General features: G+C 68.7%; 18 protein-coding genes and 2 tRNA genes. 13 read left to right on the top strand and 7 right to left on the bottom strand.

Annotated elements, in window-relative coordinates; all coding sequences use genetic code 11:
• Nucleotides 1-162: 162 nt before the first annotated feature.
• Nucleotides 163-774, bottom strand: a complete 612-nt coding sequence (locus KQY30_RS24020; RefSeq protein WP_254407303.1) for a TetR/AcrR family transcriptional regulator — start codon at nucleotides 772-774, stop codon at nucleotides 163-165.
• 97 nt (nucleotides 775-871) lie between these two features.
• Here KQY30_RS24020 and KQY30_RS24025 point away from each other — a divergent pair, with 97 nt between their 5' ends.
• On the top strand, nucleotides 872-1,342 hold the full coding sequence (locus tag KQY30_RS24025) for a nuclear transport factor 2 family protein (protein ID WP_217308603.1): 471 nt from the start codon (nucleotides 872-874) through the stop codon (nucleotides 1,340-1,342).
• Here KQY30_RS24025 and KQY30_RS24030 read toward each other — a convergent pair whose 3' ends face one another.
• Nucleotides 1,343-1,909, bottom strand: a complete 567-nt coding sequence (locus KQY30_RS24030; protein ID WP_217308604.1) for a TetR/AcrR family transcriptional regulator — start codon at nucleotides 1,907-1,909, stop codon at nucleotides 1,343-1,345.
• A gap of 107 nt (nucleotides 1,910-2,016) precedes the next feature.
• Here KQY30_RS24030 and KQY30_RS24035 point away from each other — a divergent pair, with 107 nt between their 5' ends.
• Entirely contained in the window at nucleotides 2,017-2,925 is a 909-nt protein-coding gene (locus KQY30_RS24035) for an NmrA family NAD(P)-binding protein (protein ID WP_217308605.1), read from the top strand.
• Between the two features lie 77 nt (nucleotides 2,926-3,002).
• Here KQY30_RS24035 and KQY30_RS24040 read toward each other — a convergent pair whose 3' ends face one another.
• Nucleotides 3,003-3,365, bottom strand: a complete 363-nt coding sequence (locus tag KQY30_RS24040) for a DUF397 domain-containing protein (RefSeq protein ID WP_217308606.1) — start codon at nucleotides 3,363-3,365, stop codon at nucleotides 3,003-3,005.
• On the bottom strand, nucleotides 3,325-4,176 hold the full coding sequence (locus KQY30_RS24045) for a helix-turn-helix transcriptional regulator (RefSeq protein WP_217308607.1): 852 nt from the start codon (nucleotides 4,174-4,176) through the stop codon (nucleotides 3,325-3,327). Before KQY30_RS24045 ends, KQY30_RS24040 begins: the two co-directional genes overlap by 41 nt.
• A gap of 152 nt (nucleotides 4,177-4,328) precedes the next feature.
• Here KQY30_RS24045 and KQY30_RS24050 point away from each other — a divergent pair, with 152 nt between their 5' ends.
• The gene (locus KQY30_RS24050; protein WP_217308608.1) at nucleotides 4,329-4,739 is read left to right on the top strand and encodes an ATP-binding protein; all 411 of its coding nucleotides are present in this window, start codon (nucleotides 4,329-4,331) and stop codon (nucleotides 4,737-4,739) included.
• Here KQY30_RS24050 and KQY30_RS24055 read toward each other — a convergent pair.
• The gene (locus KQY30_RS24055; RefSeq protein WP_217308609.1) at nucleotides 4,725-5,936 is read right to left on the bottom strand and encodes a cation:proton antiporter; all 1,212 of its coding nucleotides are present in this window, start codon (nucleotides 5,934-5,936) and stop codon (nucleotides 4,725-4,727) included. The two genes, KQY30_RS24050 and KQY30_RS24055, sit on opposite strands and share 15 nt — an antisense overlap.
• A gap of 249 nt (nucleotides 5,937-6,185) precedes the next feature.
• Here KQY30_RS24055 and KQY30_RS24060 point away from each other — a divergent pair, with 249 nt between their 5' ends.
• Nucleotides 6,186-6,380 carry a hypothetical protein gene (locus KQY30_RS24060; RefSeq protein WP_046498879.1) on the top strand — a complete coding sequence of 65 codons (195 nt, stop codon included), beginning with the start codon at nucleotides 6,186-6,188 and terminating at the stop codon, nucleotides 6,378-6,380.
• A gap of 96 nt (nucleotides 6,381-6,476) precedes the next feature.
• Here KQY30_RS24060 and KQY30_RS24065 read toward each other — a convergent pair.
• Nucleotides 6,477-6,550, bottom strand: a tRNA-Gly gene (locus KQY30_RS24065).
• Nucleotides 6,551-6,717: 167 nt separating this feature from the next.
• Here KQY30_RS24065 and KQY30_RS24070 point away from each other — a divergent pair.
• The 5 genes from KQY30_RS24070 (at nucleotide 6,718) to clpX (ending at nucleotide 11,504) form a co-directional block, all read left to right on the top strand.
• Nucleotides 6,718-6,794: transfer RNA gene (locus KQY30_RS24070), tRNA-Pro, on the top strand.
• A 184-nt stretch (nucleotides 6,795-6,978) separates the two neighbouring features.
• On the top strand, nucleotides 6,979-8,406 hold the full coding sequence (gene tig / locus KQY30_RS24075; RefSeq protein ID WP_217308610.1) for a trigger factor: 1,428 nt from the start codon (nucleotides 6,979-6,981) through the stop codon (nucleotides 8,404-8,406).
• A gap of 298 nt (nucleotides 8,407-8,704) precedes the next feature.
• The gene (locus KQY30_RS24080) at nucleotides 8,705-9,310 is read left to right on the top strand and encodes an ATP-dependent Clp protease proteolytic subunit (protein ID WP_217311289.1); all 606 of its coding nucleotides are present in this window, start codon (nucleotides 8,705-8,707) and stop codon (nucleotides 9,308-9,310) included.
• Nucleotides 9,311-9,383: 73 nt separating this feature from the next.
• Complete coding sequence (locus KQY30_RS24085) at nucleotides 9,384-10,064, top strand: ATP-dependent Clp protease proteolytic subunit (protein ID WP_269801364.1); 681 nt, start codon at nucleotides 9,384-9,386, stop codon at nucleotides 10,062-10,064.
• A 147-nt stretch (nucleotides 10,065-10,211) separates the two neighbouring features.
• Entirely contained in the window at nucleotides 10,212-11,504 is a 1,293-nt protein-coding gene (gene clpX / locus KQY30_RS24090; RefSeq protein ID WP_046498884.1) for an ATP-dependent Clp protease ATP-binding subunit ClpX, read from the top strand.
• A gap of 88 nt (nucleotides 11,505-11,592) precedes the next feature.
• Here clpX and KQY30_RS24095 read toward each other — a convergent pair whose 3' ends face one another.
• Nucleotides 11,593-12,531, bottom strand: a complete 939-nt coding sequence (locus tag KQY30_RS24095; RefSeq protein ID WP_217308611.1) for a hypothetical protein — start codon at nucleotides 12,529-12,531, stop codon at nucleotides 11,593-11,595.
• A gap of 136 nt (nucleotides 12,532-12,667) precedes the next feature.
• Here KQY30_RS24095 and KQY30_RS24100 point away from each other — a divergent pair, with 136 nt between their 5' ends.
• The 4 genes from KQY30_RS24100 (at nucleotide 12,668) to ndk (ending at nucleotide 17,900) form a co-directional block, all read left to right on the top strand.
• Nucleotides 12,668-15,289 carry a valine--tRNA ligase gene (locus KQY30_RS24100; RefSeq protein WP_217308612.1) on the top strand — a complete coding sequence of 874 codons (2,622 nt, stop codon included), beginning with the start codon at nucleotides 12,668-12,670 and terminating at the stop codon, nucleotides 15,287-15,289.
• A 209-nt stretch (nucleotides 15,290-15,498) separates the two neighbouring features.
• On the top strand, nucleotides 15,499-17,013 hold the full coding sequence (locus tag KQY30_RS24105) for a folylpolyglutamate synthase/dihydrofolate synthase family protein (protein WP_217308613.1): 1,515 nt from the start codon (nucleotides 15,499-15,501) through the stop codon (nucleotides 17,011-17,013).
• A gap of 5 nt (nucleotides 17,014-17,018) precedes the next feature.
• A complete protein-coding gene (locus KQY30_RS24110) occupies nucleotides 17,019-17,423 on the top strand; it encodes a DUF4233 domain-containing protein (protein ID WP_217308614.1) in 405 nt (134 codons plus the stop codon).
• A 63-nt stretch (nucleotides 17,424-17,486) separates the two neighbouring features.
• Nucleotides 17,487-17,900, top strand: a complete 414-nt coding sequence (gene ndk, locus KQY30_RS24115) for a nucleoside-diphosphate kinase (RefSeq protein WP_046498902.1) — start codon at nucleotides 17,487-17,489, stop codon at nucleotides 17,898-17,900.
• Nucleotides 17,901-18,099 lie beyond the last annotated feature (199 nt).

An 18,099-nucleotide genomic window follows, 5' to 3' on the forward strand; every position in this document is an offset into this window, starting at 1 on the left:
CGGTTCACCGCAAGGGAAACGGACGTCACGCGTCTGTGGTCCAAGGAAAGACGCCCACCAGCCGGTGGGAAATGTAGGTGCAAGGCCTGCCGGGCGCTCCACACGAAAGGCCCCTCCTCACCCGAGGAGGGGCCTTTCGCATGCGTCAACACGCCCACACCCCTACCGCGTCCACCACACCGGAGCGGCGGCGCTCACCGCTTCGACCAGTTCGTCGCGGCCGACGCTGTCGTCCGACAGCCAGGCACGCAGCGCTCCGGCGAAGCCGTGCGCGAGGAACTGGGCCACGATCCGGTGGTCGATCCCCTCGGGCGGCGCGTGGCCCGAAGTACGCATGAAGGCGAGGCTGTAGTCGGTGAAGTGCTCCGTCAGCGCGTCAAAGACACCACGGTCCGCCGGATCGTGCCGCGCCTGCCGGTAGACCTCCCGATAGCGCTCGACATGGTCGACGATGTCGCCCGTGGCCAGGCGCAGGGCGACATCCGGCGGCTCCGTGCCGCCCGCCCGCCGTTCCTCGTCCGCGGCACGCAGCGCCCGCAGATCGGCGCGCAGTACGCGGGTGAGGGCGTCCAGCGGTGTCGTGTAGCGGTTGTAGAACGTGGCGCGGCTGACGCCCGCCGCCTCGGCCAGCTCGGAGACGCTGATCCGGGAAACGGGCCGGGCGGACGCGAGCGCGATCACGGCGTCCTCCGTGGCGCGCTCCGTCCGGACGATCCTCGGGTCCACCATCCGCCGGTCCACCATCCGCCGGTCCTCCACCTGCCGGTCCACCATGCGCCGGTCCTCCTTCCCGCGGTCGGCGACGGCCATCGTCGCATGTCGAGTACGCTATTGGACACCTGTCAAATAGTTGCCCGACCGAGGAGACCCCATGGGCATCCACGCCGCCGTATCCATGTCCGAGCGGGAAGCCGCCGACCGTGTCGCCCTGCGTGAACTCGTCGACGCGTACGCGCGCTGTGCGGACACCCGGGACGCCGAGGGCCAGATGGCGCTCTTCGCGAAGGACACGCACTTCGTCGTCCACATGGACAGCCGCTCGCCCGAACCCACGCAGGAACTGCACGGCCGCGACGCGCTGGCGCCGGTCTTCGCCAACCTCAACACCTACGACGCCACAACGCACTTCAACGGCCAGTCGACCGTGACCATCGACGGCGACACCGCCACCGGCGAGACCTACTGCCTGGCACACCACGTCTGGCACCCGGACGGCCGGCGCACCCTGATGGTCGCCTCCATCCGCTACCTCGACACCTTCACCAAGCTGGACGGCCAGTGGTTCTTCGCCGAACGCAAGCTCATGGTCGACTGGACCGAGACCCGCCCCTCCACCCCCTGATCACCCCCGCGGGCTGATTCCTCGCACCGTCAGGGCGAGCAGGCGGTGGGCCTCGGTGGTCGGGTTCGGGTGGTGCTCCGTGGCCAGGGCGATGCCTGTGACCAGGGTGACCAGGTCGGTGACGGTCACGTCCGGGGCCACCGCGCCGGCCTGTGCGGCGTGGCGCAGCAGGGGGGCGACCGCGCCGTTGAGCTTCGCCGAGCAGGCGTTCACATGGGCCGGGTCGTCGGTCGCCATGCCGTCCTGGACCAGCGCGTCGGCCAGGCCGCGTGCGGACGCGGCGTACGTGGTGAGCGCGCCCAGCCACTCCAGCAGCGCGGTCCGCGCGTCGCCCGCCCCGGCCAGTTCCTCGGCGCGGGCGCACAAAACCTCGATCCGTTCGCTGAACACCGCTTGCAGCAGCGCCTGCCGGCCCGGGAAGTGCCTGCGCACCGTGGCCGAGCCGACTCCCGCGATACGGGCGATCTGCTCCAGGGAGGCGTCGGCGCCGTGCGCGGCGACCTCCTCCTCGGCCACGGCGAGGATCCGCGCGTAGTTGCGCCGGGCGTCCGCGCGCTGGACGGGCATGGCGTCATCTCCGGGATTGCTAAGTGGCGGGGTCCTCCGTATCGTACCGGAAGGTAAGTGGCGGGCCTCGCCACTTAGCTGTGCGTGCCACCACCCCGAGGTAATCCATGTCCACTGATTCCGCACCTGTCCTGGTCACCGGCCCCACCGGCCGGCAAGGCGGCGCCACCGCCCGTGCCCTGCTCGCCGCCGGTATTCCCGTACGCGCCCTGGTCCGCGACCCCGCCACCGACCGGGCCAAGGCCGTCGAAGCGCTCGGCGCCGAACTGGTCACCGGCGATCTCGACGACCGCGACTCACTGGCCCGTGCCGCCGAAGGCGCCCGCGCCGTCTTCTCCGTGCAGATGCCCGACATGAACGGACGTGCCTTCGAAGGCGAGTTGGCCCAGGCGGTCAATCTGATCGAGGGCGCGAGGGCCGCCGGAGTGCCGCAGTTCGTGCACACGTCCGTCTCCGGCGCCGGGCAGCACACCGAGTGGGTCAAGGGCCGTTGGGCCTGGATGGAGCCCTACTACGCCGCGAAGACCGGGATCCAGGACCGGGTGCGCGAGGCGGGCTTCACGCACTGGACGCTCATCAAACCGGGCTTCTTCATGGGGAACTTCCACCCCTCCGAAGAGATCATGTTCCCCCGCGGGATCGAAGGCGGCCTGGTGAGCCTCCTGAAGCCCGCGACCCGGCTGTCCCTCATCGCGGTCGAGGACATCGGCCGGGCAGCCGCCGCGGCCGTCGCCGCGCCCGAGCGGTTCCACCGTGTCGAACTGGAACTGGCCGGCGACCACCTGACGATGACCGACATCGCCGCGATCCTCTCCCGCGCCCTGGGCACCGAGCTGACCGCGCCCGACATGACCGAGGAGGAGGCGACCGCCGCCGGGATGCCCGACATGGGCTTCGGGCAGTCACACATCAACGAGCACGCGCAGCCCGCACTCCCGGAATTCGCACGGGACCTCGGCATCCCGCTCACCAGCTTCGAGGAGTGGGCACGGGAGCACCTGCGGACCGCGGCCTGACCCGGCTGCGCAGGGCATGGGGCGAGGCCGGTACGGGGCTGGGGGACAGGACCGTACCGGCCTCTGGTTGTGGGTGGTTACGGATGTACGGGGGTCAGCTCGCCGGTTGCGGTGGCGGTGACGAACGTGGTGAAGGCGTGAGGGGCGACGGCGAACGCCGGGCCCTCGGGGTTCTTCGAGTCGCGTACGGCGACGGCGGCGGTGCAAGGGGCGACCTCAACGCACTGTCCGCCAGTGTCGGCGCTGTGACTCGACTTCTGCCAGGCGACGGTTCCGACGGTGGCGCACTCGACGCACTCCCCGCCGGTGTCGCTGCTGTGGCTCGACTTGCGCCAAGCGGCGTCGCCGATCGGCGCACACTCGATGCAGTCGCCGCCGGTGTCGCCGCTGTGACTCGACTTACGCCAAATCGCGCCCGTCGAGATCGGGTTGCTCTCCATAGCGTTCCTCCATTACGCGGGCGATCATCGCCGCCGAGTCCTCCACGGAGAGCGCGGCGGCCTGCAAATGATCGTAACGGAGCGAACGGAGCTTGACTTCGTGCGGATTGGCCGTTGGATGACCGGACTCGTAGCCCTCGGTGTAGGCGATGTCGGGGTCACCGCCGTCGAAGCGCAGGACGTTGAACGAGCCCATCAGCCCGGCATGTGCACCGGCCGCGAACGGCAGTATCTGGATCTGCACCCACTCGGCGTCCCGAAAGCTCAGCAGATGTGCGAGCTGCTCCCGCATGACCTTCCGATTGCCGACTTCCCCGTACAGCACCGCCTCGCTCAGCACTGCCCAGACCAGCGGCGGATGCTCCCGCGTGAGGACGCTCTGGCGGTCCATCCTGGCTGCGACATGCGGATCGAGCTTGTGCTTGCTCATGGCGCCCAGTACGCACCTTGCGTATGCCTCAGTCTGGAGCAAGCCATGCACTACCTGCGCCTGGAAGGTGCTGATGTACGACGCCTTCGCTTCCATGTCCGCATACGGCTGGAACCACGGCGGAAGTTGGCTCCTCAGCACCAGCGGCAACAGGCGTGTGAACGTGCCCCCCGTCCCCAGCGCCGCGTCAACCGACTCCGAAAATGGCCTGGTTGGGACCTTGTGGGCCGTCTCGATCTGGCCCACGAGTGAGCCCGTACAGAAGATCGCCTCGCCCAACTGCCTCTGGTTGAGTCCCTGCGCCTCGCGCAGTCGCCGTAGCTCCGCGCCGTAGTAATCCAGGGGTGACGCGCTCGGGTCCAGGTCTCGGGTGTTCTTCACGACTGCCTCCAACGTTACGGAGCGTTCCGACTGGTCCGTGGCCGAGAGTAGTCGAGTCGTCGCAGTCTTGGGGGGTGAATACGACAACCCGTCCCCGACGACCTGGAGTTAGCGTGCAGACGAGCGCTGATTTTCCGCCCAGTTCCTACGGCATGAGCTTCACTGTCGGTGAGCATTCGGCCCGGCATCTGCGTCGGATCGTACGGACGTACCTCTGCGCGTGGGACCTGGAAGAGCTGTGCGAGGGCGCGGAGTTGGCGCTGACCGAGCTGCTGGCGAACGTGGTCCGGCATGTGCCGGACCGGCACTGTTCGATCCTTTTTGTGTGGCAGCCGGACGCGCTGCGCGTCGAGGTGACGGACAGGGCGCCCGGCGTGCCATACGTAAAGCAGCCAAGCTCGGCCGGCGAGCCGGTCGACGAACTGGCCGAGGGCGGACGGGGGTTACTGCTGGTGGAGGCCGTGACCGACCGGTGGGGGGTGACTCCGCGGGCGAGGGGCGGGAAGACGGTGTGGTTCGAGTGTGTGGCGAAGGTACGGGCGCCGGACTCAGCCCGCGGCTGACGCCTCTTCCAGGCGGCGCGGTCCGTCGGACCGTCCGCCGCCGTCACCGTCGCCGCCACGGCGCCCGCCCGGCAGTACGCGGGCCAGCCAGTGCGACCGGCCGGCCGCGAGCGGGCCCAGTACGGCCAGGATCAGCACGTAACCCGCGATGAAAGGGGCGAGCCGCACGTCGAGGCTCGCCCCGGCGGCCATGGTGGCGAGGATCAGGGCGAACTCGCCGCGCGCCAGCAGGGTGGTGGAGATATTGGCCGCCGGTCCGGCTCCGAAGCGGAAGATCCGGGCGGCGGAGAGGCCCGCCAGGATGTTCATCACCAGCGTCACGGCGACGGCAGCCAGCACCGGCCACAGGACGGTGGGCAGATCGCCCGGATTGATCGACAGGCCGAAGGCGAAGAAGAAGATGGCGCCGAAGGCGTCGCGCAGCGGGTGGACGAGCTTGCGTATCCGGTCGCCCGAGGTCGTACCGCCGAGCATCAGGCCGACCATGAACGCGCCGATGGCGTCCGCGACTCCGAACCACTCGGACACGCCCGCCACGAAGACCGCGATGCCGAGGAAGGAGATCACGAGCAGTTCGTCGTCCTTGGTGGCGATGAACCGGCCCACGAGCTTCGTTCCGTACCGGGCCGCGACCGCCAGGGCCAGCAGGAAGCCGAAGGCCTTCGCTCCGTCCATCACCGCCGCCGAGAGGCTGTCGGCGCCGGACAGGATCGGCTGGAGGGCCGCGAGATAGAGGGCCAGGAAGATGTCCTCGACGACGATGATGCCGAGGACGGGCCTGGTCTCCGGGTTGCCGATACGGCCGAGGTCGACCAGGACCTTGGTGACGATGGCGGACGAGGAGATGCCGAGCACCCCGGCGAGGACCAGCGCCTCGCTCGTACCCCAGCCGAGCGCGAAGCCGAAGCCGAGTCCGGCGCCGACGTTCAGGGCGAGATACGTGCCGCCCGCGAGGGCCATCTTCCGGCCGCCCGCCTTGAGGTCGTCCAGATGGAATTCGAGGCCCAGATAGAAGAGGAGCAGGACCAGGCCCAGGGCGCTGAGCATCTCCAGGTCGTGCGGATCGGAGACCAGCACGATGCCGGGCGTGTGCGGGCCGAGCAGGATCCCGGCCAGGATGAAGAGGGGGATGGTGGGCAGCTCGATACGGCTGCCGAGGCGTGCGAGTACGGCGGCGGCGAGGAAGGCCCCGCCCATGGCTATGAGGGTCTCCGCGTGTCCGATGGGATCGCTCCTCCGCTAGTCAAGGAAGTGTCAAGGAATCGTCAATAATTAGTTTACCAAACGACTTGAGGGCGGCTCTTGGCGTGGGCGGATCCCGGTGAAAGAAAGCCGTCACCCGACAACATCTGCGCGGGAGTTGATGGCACCATGGTCCAAGAGGGGTGTACGTCGCGTGTGTTGCGCGGCAAGGGCTGGGTGAACCGACCAAGGGTGTGATCAGTTGTGGCCATTTCACTGTCTGTGGTGCTTCTCTTGGCGATCATCATGGTGGTGCTGATCCGCGGCGGTTCCCTCAAGGGCGGTCCGGCGATCGTGGCGATCCTCTTCGGCTTCTTCCTGGCCTCCACCAACATCGCGCCCTCGGTGAATCGATTTCTCAATTCGCTGGCCGAGATGATCAACCAGATACGTTTCTGAGGCGCGCCGGCCGGCACGTACCGGCACGGCACAAGCCCGCGAAAAGCCTCCGGCCCGACCGCTGAAGTACGCGGTCGGGCCGGAGGCTTCGGAACATGGAGCGGGCGACGGGAATCGAACCCGCGTAGCTAGTTTGGAAGACTAGTGCTCTACCATTGAGCTACGCCCGCACAGCGCGTGCCGTGGACCGAATCGGCCCCGGCACGGACAACATCGTAGCGGGTACGGACCACTCGCCGCACACCTGGCGAGAGGCCGGGGCGAGGGCCCCGTACAAAGCCCCGTACAAAGAGGCCGACGTGGTGCCTGCGGGCATGTACCCTACGTGTCGCACCGACGGGGTGTGGCGCAGCTTGGTAGCGCGTCCGCTTTGGGAGCGGAAGGTCGTCGGTTCGAATCCGGCCACCCCGACCATTCAGGCAGGACCGCGGCGCGGCAGCGCGTTGTTGGCGGCTTCCCGCTTGCGGTTACTATGCAAGCTGCGTGCCCGTGTGTCTGAAGAGTCTCTGACGAGCCGGGCGGGCATCCGCTGGGGCCTCCGCCGGACAGGGCGCGGGCACAGCAGAACCCCTGAATCAGCCACCAAGGAGACCGAACCGTGAAGAGCGCCGTGGAGACCCTGAACCCGACCCGGGTTCGGCTCACTGTCGAGGTGCCCTTCGAGGAGCTCAAGGACAGCCTCGACGCGGCGTACAAGAAGATCAACCAGCAGGTCACGGTGAAGGGCTTCCGCAAGGGCAAGATCCCGGCCCGGATCATCGACCAGCGGTTCGGGCGTGGTGCTGTGCTGGAGGAGGCGGTCAACGACGCCCTCCCGAAGTTCTACACCGACGCGGTCAACGAGGGTGAGCTGAATGTCCTCGGTCAGCCCGATGTCGACATCACCGAACTGAAGGACGGCGAGCTGCTCGCCTTCACCGCCGAGGTGGACGTCCGCCCGGTCATCGAGATCCCGGACTACTCCGGCATCGCGGTCACCGTCGACGCCGTCGAGGTCAGCGAGGAGGACGTCGACAAGGCCGTCGAGCGCCTGCGCGAGCGCTTCGCCTCCACCGCCCCGGTCGAGCGCGCCGCTGCCGACGGCGATGTCGTGACCGTCGACCTGGAGGCCCGGGTCGACGGCGAGGTGCTGCCGGACGGCGTCGCCAGCGGCATCCAGTACACGATCGGCTCCGGCGAGCTGCTCGACGGCATCGACGAGGCCGTCATCGGACTGGAGGCGGGCGGCGAGGCCACCTTCACCTCCGAGCTGAAGGGCGGCGCCGCGGAGGGCAAGGAGGCCGAGGTCACCGTCAAGGTGTCGCAGGTCTCCGCCCGCGAGGTGCCCGACCTGGACGACGACTTCGCGCAGATGGCCAGCAAGTTCGACACCATCGAGGAGATGCGTGCGAACGAGCGCAAGCGCCTGGAGAACGAGAAGCAGTACGACCAGGCCACCCAGGCCCAGGAGCGGGTCCTGGACGAGCTGCTGAAGCTGGCCGAGGTGCCGATCCCCGAGAAGCTCCTCGCGGACGAGATCAACACCCGCAAGCACAACCTTGAGCACCACCAGCTCGGTCAGATGGGACTCGACCTCGCGAAGTACCTGGAGATCCAGGGCAAGACCGAGGAGGAGTTCGAGACCGAGACCAAGGAGCAGGCGGTCAAGGGCATCAAGACGCAGTTCATCCTCGACGAACTGGTCAACAAGGAGAAGCTGAACGTCAACCAGGAGGAGCTGACCGAGCACCTCATGCGGCGCGCGCAGTCCTCCGGGATGTCCCCCGACGAGTTCGCCAAGGCGGTCGTCGAGGGCGGCCAGGTGCCGATGCTCGTGGGCGAGGTCGCCCGGGGCAAGGCGCTGGCCGTGGTCGTCGAGTCCGCGAAGGTGACGGACACCAACGGTGAGGCCGTCGACCTGCGGGACGAGGACGACGCCGAGGACGAGGGGGAGGCCGTCGAGGCCGCCGCCGAGGCTCCGGCCGCGGAGGCCGCGGACAGCGCCGACGCCGCCGCCGCGGACAAGGCCGACAAGCCCGAGGCCTGAGCCGTTCTCCCGTAACGGCTCCGAGCCGCTGTGAACGCCAGGAAGGGCCCCGGACGCGCCACGCGACCCCGGGGCCCTTCCCGTCGGCGCCCAGGCCCGCAGCGGGCCGTACAGCCGTTTGCGCTCCTCAACTACCTTGCGCTCCCAGCGAACAGCCCCGGAACCGGGATGGCGCCCGCCGACCAGCGCGTTAGGGTCCATGAATACGAGGGCTGGGGAGTCTCCCGTCCCCGGTACGAAGACGCTGAGACGGCCAAAGCCGTCAGAGACGAGCAGGTGTATACGCGTGACGAATCTGATGCCTTACGCCGCCGGTGAGCCGTCCCTCGGTGGTGGCCTCGGCGACCAGGTCTACAGCCGGCTGCTCGGAGAGCGGATCATCTTCCTCGGCCAGCAGGTCGACGACGACATCGCCAACAAGATCACCGCGCAGCTCCTCCTCCTCGCGGCCGAGCCCGAGAAGGACATCTACCTCTACATCAACAGCCCCGGTGGCTCCGTGACGGCCGGCATGGCCGTCTACGACACCATGCAGTACATCCCCAACGACGTGGTGACCATCGGTATGGGTCTCGCCGCCTCCATGGGCCAGTTCCTGCTGACCGGCGGCACGGCGGGCAAGCGCTTCGCGCTGCCGCACACCGACATCCTCATGCACCAGGGCTCCGCGGGCCTCGGTGGCACCGCCTCCGACATCAAGATCCAGGCCGAGCAGCTTCTCCGTACGAAGAAGCGCATGGCCGAGATCACCGCTCGTCACACCGGCCAGACCGAGGAGACGATCATCCGCGACGGTGACCGCGACCGCTGGTTCACCGCCGGGGAGGCCAAGGAGTACGGCATCATCGACGAGATCATCTCCGCTGCTTCGGGCGTTCCGGGCGGCGGCGGCACCGGGGCCTGAGCGCGCCCCCGAGCAGGAGCGCCGCCCCGTACCAGCCGGCCACGAGCCCGCCACGACCACCGAACGCCACAGGATGGTGAACACCCACATGCACATGAACAGCAACTCCGCGAGCGGCCTCTACACCGGCCCTCAGGTGGACAACCGTTACGTCGTTCCGCGCTTCGTGGAACGCACCTCGCAGGGTGTGCGCGAGTACGACCCGTACGCGAAGCTCTTCGAGGAGCGTGTGATCTTCCTCGGCGTGCAGATCGACGACGCCTCCGCCAACGACGTCATGGCGCAGCTCCTCTGCCTTGAGTCGATGGACCCCGACCGGGACATCTCGATCTACATCAACAGCCCCGGCGGCTCGATGACGGCGCTGACCGCCATCTACGACACGATGCAGTTCGTGAAGCCCGACATCCAGACCGTGTGCATGGGCCAGGCCGCGTCCGCCGCCGCCGTCCTGCTCGCCGCCGGCACGGCCGGCAAGCGGCTCGCCCTGCCCAACGCGCGCGTGCTGATCCACCAGCCGTCCAGCCAGACCGGCCGTGAGCAGCTTTCCGACCTGGAGATCGCGGCCAACGAGATCCTCCGGATGCGCGCCCAGCTCGAAGAGATGCTGGCCAAGCACTCCACCACGCCGATCGAGAAGGTCCGCGACGACATCGAGCGTGACAAGATCCTCACCGCCGAGGACGCGCTCGCGTACGGACTGGTCGACCAGATCGTGTCGACCCGCAAGACCACGGCCGCTGCGGCCGCCTGACACACCGGACACACCCGGCGCCCTTGGCGCGGTGAGCGTGAACCGCGCCAAGGGGGGCCCGAACGGGGGCCCGGGCAAGGTACCGTCGGATATGAGGCACAGGAGCCGCTGAACCAAAGCTGCTCCCAGGCGAAGGGGAAGCACCTCGTGGCACGCATCGGTGACGGCGGCGATCTGCTCAAGTGCTCGTTCTGCGGGAAGAGCCAGAAGCAGGTGAAGAAGCTCATCGCGGGTCCCGGTGTGTACATCTGCGACGAGTGCATCGACCTCTGCAACGAGATCATCGAGGAGGAGCTGGCGGAGACCTCCGAGGTGCGGTGGGAGGAACTGCCCAAGCCCCGCGAGATCTACGAGTTCCTCGAGGGCTACGTCGTCGGGCAGGAGCCCGCGAAGAAGGCGCTCTCGGTGGCGGTCTACAACCACTACAAGCGGGTGCAGGCGGGCGAGACAGGAAGCGGGTCCGGTCGCGACGACGCGATCGAGCTGGCGAAGTCGAACATCCTGCTGCTGGGGCCGACCGGGTCCGGCAAGACACTGCTCGCGCAGACACTGGCCCGGATGCTGAACGTACCGTTCGCCATCGCGGACGCCACGGCGCTGACGGAGGCCGGGTATGTCGGCGAGGACGTCGAGAACATTCTGCTGAAGCTGATCCAGGCCGCCGACTACGACGTCAAGAAGGCCGAGACCGGGATCATCTACATCGACGAGATCGACAAGGTCGCGCGCAAGAGCGAGAACCCATCGATCACACGCGATGTGAGCGGCGAGGGCGTGCAGCAGGCGCTGCTGAAGATCCTGGAGGGGACGACCGCGTCCGTACCGCCGCAGGGCGGCCGGAAACACCCGCACCAGGAGTTCATCCAGATCGACACGACGAACGTGCTCTTCATCGTGGGCGGCGCGTTCGCGGGTCTTGAGAAGATCATCGAGTCGCGGGCGGGCGCGAAGGGGATCGGCTTCGGGGCGACGATCCGCTCGAAGCGGGAGATCGAGGCGAGCGACCAGTTCCAGGAGGTCATGCCGGAGGACCTGGTGAAGTTCGGGATGATCCCGGAGTTCATCGGCCGGCTGCCGGTCCTGACGTCGGTCCACAACCTGGACCGCGAGGCGCTGCTCCAGATCCTGGTCGAGCCGCGGAACGCGCTGGTGAAGCAGTATCAGCGGCTCTTCGAACTCGACGGCGTGGAGCTGGACTTCGACCGCCCCGCCCTGGAGGCCATCGCCGACCAGGCCATCCTCCGCGGCACCGGCGCCCGCGGCCTGCGCGCGATCCTCGAAGAGGTCCTCCAGTCGGTGATGTACGAGGTCCCGTCCCGCAAGGACGTCGCCCGCGTGGTCATCACGGCGGCGGTGGTCCGCGACAACGTGAACCCGACGCTGGTCCCGCGCGAGCCGCGGATCGTGAAGAACGACGGCAGACACGAGAAGTCGGCGTAACACTCTCCCGCGCCACTCCCACACGTACACGCAAGCGCCCGGGCGGTCACACTGCCCGGGCGCTTGCGTGTGGTGCGGGGGTGACGCGTCAGAGTGCGACGCGGACGTCGTTGCGGAGTTTGGCGGCCAGGGTGGCGGCCTCTTCGAGGGACGTGCCCTTACCGGTGGCGAGCTGGGCCAGGTCGATGGAGAGCACGTAGACCGCGGTGCTGTGGTCCGCCCAGATGCAGGTGGGGAAGGACGACGTCTTGCCGCTGTCGGTGATCTTGGCCTCCTGGCACTTCAGCACACCGTTCTCGAAGCCCTCCGGGGTGAACTCCTCGGGGCTGCCGACCAGTTCGCCCTCGGTGGCCTTGTCCTGGCCGGCCTCGGCCTTCATCTTCGCGAAGAGCGAGTCGACGACCTTCTCCGGGTCGTCGATCTCGCCGTACACACCGCTGAAGGTGAGCTGCTTGCTCGTCAGGGACTCGCCGCCCGAGGAGTAGCCCGCGCCGACGTCCTTCGGGTTCTTGACGCCCCAGCTCTCGATGTCCTTGAGGTCCTGCTCGGACATGCCGTCGTCGCCGCCCGCGCCGGAGTCGACCTTCTTGTACGAGCCGCCGATGACCGTGTCCGGCGTGGTCAGCTTGTGCGGGCCGTCGTCGGCGACCGAGCCGCCGCCACCGCCGCCGGAGGTCAGGAAGTACGCCCCGCCGGCTATGACCGCCAGCGCCACCACGACGACGCCGATGATCAGCCCGGTCTTCTTCTTGGGCGCGGACGGAGGAGGCAGATACTGGCCCGGACCCTGGCCGTACGGCGGCTGCTGCGGCGGCTGCCCGTAGGGCCCGCCCTGCTGCGGATACCCGTACCCGGGCTGCGGCGGCGTCCCGGGCGGGGGCGGGGCCTGCTGCGGATAACCGTAGCCGGGCTGCGGCGGCGGCCCCTGCGGCGGCTGCTGGCCGTAAGGACCGGGCTGCGGCTGACCGTACGGCCCCGGCTGCTGAGGCGGCTGACCACCGTACGGGCCCGGCTGGTTGTAACTCATCTGTTCTGTCCCCTCCAGAAACTTATGCGTTCCGAACATCCTGACGGACGGGACAGTGACCTGGGCCACCCGGGGCAGGTCCGTTACCGAACTATCCCGTTTCAGTACCGGCCTGTGACACCTCTAAACTGGCCCGGTGACCGAGAACACTCAGCAGCAGCCAGTCAGCGCCCCCGAACTGCCGACGCAGTATGTGCCGGCCGAGGTGGAGGGGAAGCTGTATGAGCGCTGGGTAGAGCGCGGGTACTTCGACGCGGACGAGAAGAGCGAGAGGGATCCGTACACCATCGTCATCCCGCCGCCGAACGTCACCGGCAGCCTGCATCTCGGGCACGCCTTCGAGCACACGCTGATCGACGCCGTCACACGGCGGAAGCGTATGCAGGGGTACGAGACGCTGTGGCAGCCCGGGATGGACCATGCCGGGATCGCCACCCAGAACGTCGTCGAGCGGGAGCTCGGCCGGGAGGGGAAGTCCCGGCACGATCTGGGGCGCGAGGCGTTCGTCGAGCGGGTCTGGCAGTGGAAGAACGAATCCGGCGGGCAGATCTCCGGGCAGATGCGGCGGCTCGGGGACGGCGTCGCCTGGTCCCGTGAGCGGTTCACCATGGACGAGGGCCTGTCCAAGGCCGTCCAGACGATCTTCAAGAAGCTGTACGACGACGAGCTGATCTACCGCGCCGAGCGCATCATCAACTGGTGTCCGCGCTGTCTCACCGCGATCTCCGACATCGAGGTGGAGTACCAGGAGGACGACGGCGAGCTGGTCTCGCTCAAGTACGGCGACGGCGAGGACTCCGTCGTCGTGGCGACCACCCGCGCCGAGACGATGCTCGGTGACACCGCCGTCGCCGTCCACCCCGACGACGAGCGGTACGCGCACCTCGTCGGCAAGCGGATCCGGCTGCCGCTCACCGACCGTACGATCCCGGTCGTCGCGGACACGCACGTCGACCCCGAGTTCGGCACGGGCGCGGTCAAGGTGACCCCCGCGCACGACCCGAACGACTTCGAGATCGGCCGGCGCCACAACCTGCCGAACATCACGGTCATGGACGAGCGCGCCGTCATCACCGTTCCCGGGCCCTTCGAGGGGCTGGACCGGATGGAGGCGCGGAGCGCCATCGTCGCCGCGCTGCGGGCCGAAGGCCGTATCGTCGCCGAGAAGCGCCCGTACAAGCACTCCGTCGGGCACTGCTCGCGCTGCAAGACGACGATCGAGCCGCGGCTGTCGCTCCAGTGGTGGGTCAAGGTCGGACCGCTGGCCGAGGCCGCGGGCGACGCGGTCAGGGACGGGCGGGTCGCGATTCATCCGAAGGAGATGGAGTCCCGCTACTTCGGCTGGGTCGACAACCTGCACGACTGGTGCATCTCGCGGCAGCTCTGGTGGGGCCACCGCATCCCGGTCTGGTACGGGCCGAACGGCGAGACCGTGTGCGTCGGGCCCAATGACGAGGCGCCGAGCGGCGAGGGCTGGACACAGGACACGGACGTCCTGGACACCTGGTTCTCGTCCGGGCTGTGGCCGTTCTCCACGCTGGGCTGGCCCGAACAGACCCCGAGCCTGGAGAAGTTCTATCCGAACTCGATTCTGATCACCGGCTACGACATCCTGTTCTTCTGGGTCGCCCGGATGATGATGTTCGGTCTGTACGCGATGGACGGCACTCCGCCGTTCCACACGATCGTCCTGCACGGCATGGTCCGTGACCAGTTCGGCAAGAAGATGTCCAAGTCCTTTGGAAACGCGGTCAATCCGCTGGACTGGATGGACGAGTACGGTTCGGACGCGGTCCGTTTCACCCTCGCCCGCGGTGCCAACCCCGGTATCGACGTGCCGATCGGTGAGGACTGGGTCCAGGGCTCCCGCAACTTCGCCAACAAGATCTGGAACGCCACGCGCTTCGCGCTGATGAACGGCGCGACCGTCGAGGGCGAACTGCCGGACGCGGCCGAGATGTCGGCGTCGGACCGCTGGATCCTGTCGCGGCTCAACGCGGTCGTCGCCGAGGTCGACGCGTACTACGAGGACTACCAGTTCGCGAAGTTGAGCGACACGCTCTTCCACTTCGCGTGGGACGAGGTCTTCGACTGGTACGTCGAGCTGTCCAAGACCGCCTTCTTCGCGGGCGGCGCGCAGGCGCGGGTCTCCGGGCGGGTGCTCGGGGAGGTCCTGGACGTGATGCTGCGGCTGCTGCACCCGGTGGTCCCGTTCGTCACCGAGACGCTGTGGACGACGCTCACCGGCAAGGAGTCGCTCGTCATCGCGGACTGGCCCGTCGACAGCGGGTTCCGGGACGCGGCGGCCGAGGCCGAGATCGGGCATCTCCAGCAGGTGGTCACCGAGGTCCGGCGGTTCCGGTCGGACCAGGGGCTCCAGTCTGCGCAGAAGGTCCCGGCGCGGCTGGATCTGTCGGGTACGCCGCTGGCCGTGCACGAGGCGGCCATCCGCCAGGTGCTGCGGCTCCAGCCGGAGGGCGACTCCTTCCAGGCGACGGCGACACTGCCGATCGCGGGCGCGCGGGTGGAGCTGGACCTGTCCGGCACGATCGATGTCGAGGCGGAGCGCAAGCGGCTGACGAAGGATCTGGGCGCGGCGGAGAAGGAGAAGGCGCAGGCGCTGGCGAAGCTGGGCAACGAGGCGTTCCTCGCGAAGGCGCCGGACCAGGTCGTCGAGAAGATCCGCGGGCGGCTGGCCAAGGCGGAGGCGGACATCGAGCGGATCACGGCGCAGGTGGAGACGCTGCCGGGGGCGTGACGCCCCTGCGAGCCGAGCCGGGGCTCGGGGCCCGGGGGACGGTGCCGTGCCCTCGGGCCCCGGGGGCGGTGCCGCGCCGGGGCTCCGCCCCGGACCCCGGTCCTCAATCGCCGGACGGGCTTGATGTCAGCCTCCCGGTTCTCAATCGTCTGACGGGCTTGACTTCGGCCGGGGGCCGGGCTGTCGGTGGGGCTCCGTAGACTGGGGGCGTGAGCGAGCAGCGTCCATTCGACCAGCCCGGTGAGCACGACGACTTCGACGAGATCGTCGCCGCCGAGACCGACCGTGATCCCGATCTGGCGGTGATCGAGGCCGGCAGCCGTACGCTGCGCGCCCAGGCCGGTCCCGTCAGCGGGGACGGGGTGCCCGGGCGCCCCGAGGACCCCGAGGTGGACAAGGCGCTGCGCGCCGTCGAGCAGGAGCTGGCGGGGCGGTGGGGCGAGACCAAGCTCGAACCGTCGGTGACCAGGATCGCCGCGCTGATGGATGTGCTGGGCGAGCCGCAGCGCTCGTACCCCTCGATCCACATCACCGGCACCAACGGCAAGACGTCCACGGCACGCATGATCGAAGCGCTGCTGGGCGCGTTCGATCTGCGTACGGGCCGGTATACCAGCCCGCACGTCCAGTCGGTCACCGAGCGGATCAGCCTGGACGGCGCGCCGGTCACGGCCGAGCGGTTCATCGAGACGTACGAGGACATCAAGCCGTACGTCGAGATGGTCGACGGCTCGCAGCCGTACCGGCTGTCCTTCTTCGAGGTGCTGACGGGCATGGCGTACGCGGCGTTCGCGGACGCGCCCGTCGATGTCGCGGTCGTCGAGGTCGGGATGGGCGGGCGCTGGGACGCGACGAACGTGATCGACGGGTCGGTGGCCGTGGTCACCCCGATCGATCTGGACCACACCGACCGGCTCGGGAAGACGCCCGGCGAGATCTCGGTGGAGAAGTCCGGGATCATCAAGCAGGGCGCGACGGTCATCCTGGCGCAGCAGCCGGTGGACGCGGCGCAGGTGATGCTCAAGAAGGCCGTCGACGTGGACGCGACGGTGGCGCGCGAGGGCATGGAGTTCGGTGTGGTGGCCCGCGAGGTCGCGGTGGGCGGGCAGTTGCTGACGCTGCGCGGTCTGGGCGGGGAGTACGAGCAGGTGTTCCTGCCGCTGTACGGCGCGCACCAGGCGCACAACGCGGCGGTGGCGCTGGCCGCGGTGGAGGCGTTCTTCGGGGTCGGCGCGCAGCACGCCCGGCCGCTGGACATGGACACCGTCCGCAGGGCGTTCGCGTCGGTGTCCTCGCCGGGCCGGCTCGAAGTCGTACGGCGCTCGCCGACGGTGGTGCTGGACGCGGCGCACAATCCGGCCGGGGCGCGCGCCGCGGCCGACGCGGTGACCGAGTCGTTCGGCTTCAGCCGGCTGATCGGTGTGGTGGGCGCCAGCGACGGCAAGGACGCGCGCGGGGTGCTGGAGGCGCTGGAGCCGATCTGCGCGGAGCTGGTCGTCACCCGGAATTCGAGCCACCGGGCGATGGACGCGGACGAGCTGGCGGCGATCGCGGTGGAGGTGTTCGGCGACGACCGGGTGCAGGTCGAGCCGCGCCTCGACGACGCGCTGGAGGCGGCGATCACCCTCGCGGAGGACGAGTCGGAGTTCGCGGGGGCCGGGGTGCTGGTGACGGGCTCGGTGATCACGGTCGGCGAGGCCCGGCTGCTGTTGAAGAAGGGCTGAATTCCATGCGAACGCTCTGCGCGTCGACACTGCTCGCCGAGGTCTTCGTGATCGGTTTCGCCGGTCTGGTCGCCATGAAGTCGGACGGGCTGTCGACGGGGACGGTGTGGACGGTCTGCGGTGTCGCGATGCTGCTGTGTCTGCTGCTGTGCGGGATGATCACCCGGCCCGGCGGTGTGCAGCTCGGCTGGGCGCTCCAGATCGCGCTGGTCGCGAGCGGTTTCGTGGTGCCGGTGATGTTCGTGCTGGGGGCGGTCTTCGCGGCGCTGTGGTGGGCGTCGGTGCACTACGGGCGGGTGATCGACCAGGCGAAGGCGCGTTGGGCGGAGCAGGCGGGGGAGCCGGGGGAGCCCGCCGGGACCTCCGTATCCGCCCCAGGACAGGCCTCGGCAGAGGCTGACGCTGTGTAATCGAGGCGGGCCGGGCCCTGTAGCCTCTGAGTCCCGCATTCCGCACATGAAGGAGCCTGTACCGTGACCGAGCGCACTCTCGTCCTCCTGAAGCCCGACGCGGTGAGGCGCGGGCTCATCGGCGAGATCATCGGCCGTATCGAGCGCAAGGCCGGGTGGACGATCACCGCTCTGGAGCTGCGCACGCTCGACCAGGACACGCTGGAGACACACTACGGCGAGCACAAGGGCCGGCCCTTCTACGAGCCGCTGCTGACCTTCATGGCCTCCGGCCCGGTCGTCGCCCTGGTCGTCGAGGGCGAGCGGGTCATCGAGGGGGTGCGCGCCCTCGCCGGTCCCACTGACCCGATCGCCGCGGCACCCGGGTCCATCCGGGGGGATTTCGGCACCATCGTCCGGGAGAACCTGATCCATGCCTCGGACTCGGAGGAGTCCGCCATTCGGGAACTGAAAATTTTCTTCCCGGGCCTTTCCTGACCTCCTGTCAGCCGAACGAGGCCGGCAGCCTGGGGCGACCGAAGGAATTCGGTCGCCTTTGGGCATATGCGGGACCGTTGAGGGAACGCATCGGACCGAGACTTCGTCACTCTTAACGAGCTCTAGCGGACCGGCCCAGCGAGCAGACGCCGCACAGGCGTGACTACGATGTAGGCCTCCACTCCAAGCACCCACCTCG

The sequence above is a fragment of the Streptomyces sp. GMY02 genome (genome assembly GCF_019056675.1).
Classification (GTDB): domain Bacteria; phylum Actinomycetota; class Actinomycetes; order Streptomycetales; family Streptomycetaceae; genus Streptomyces; species Streptomyces odonnellii.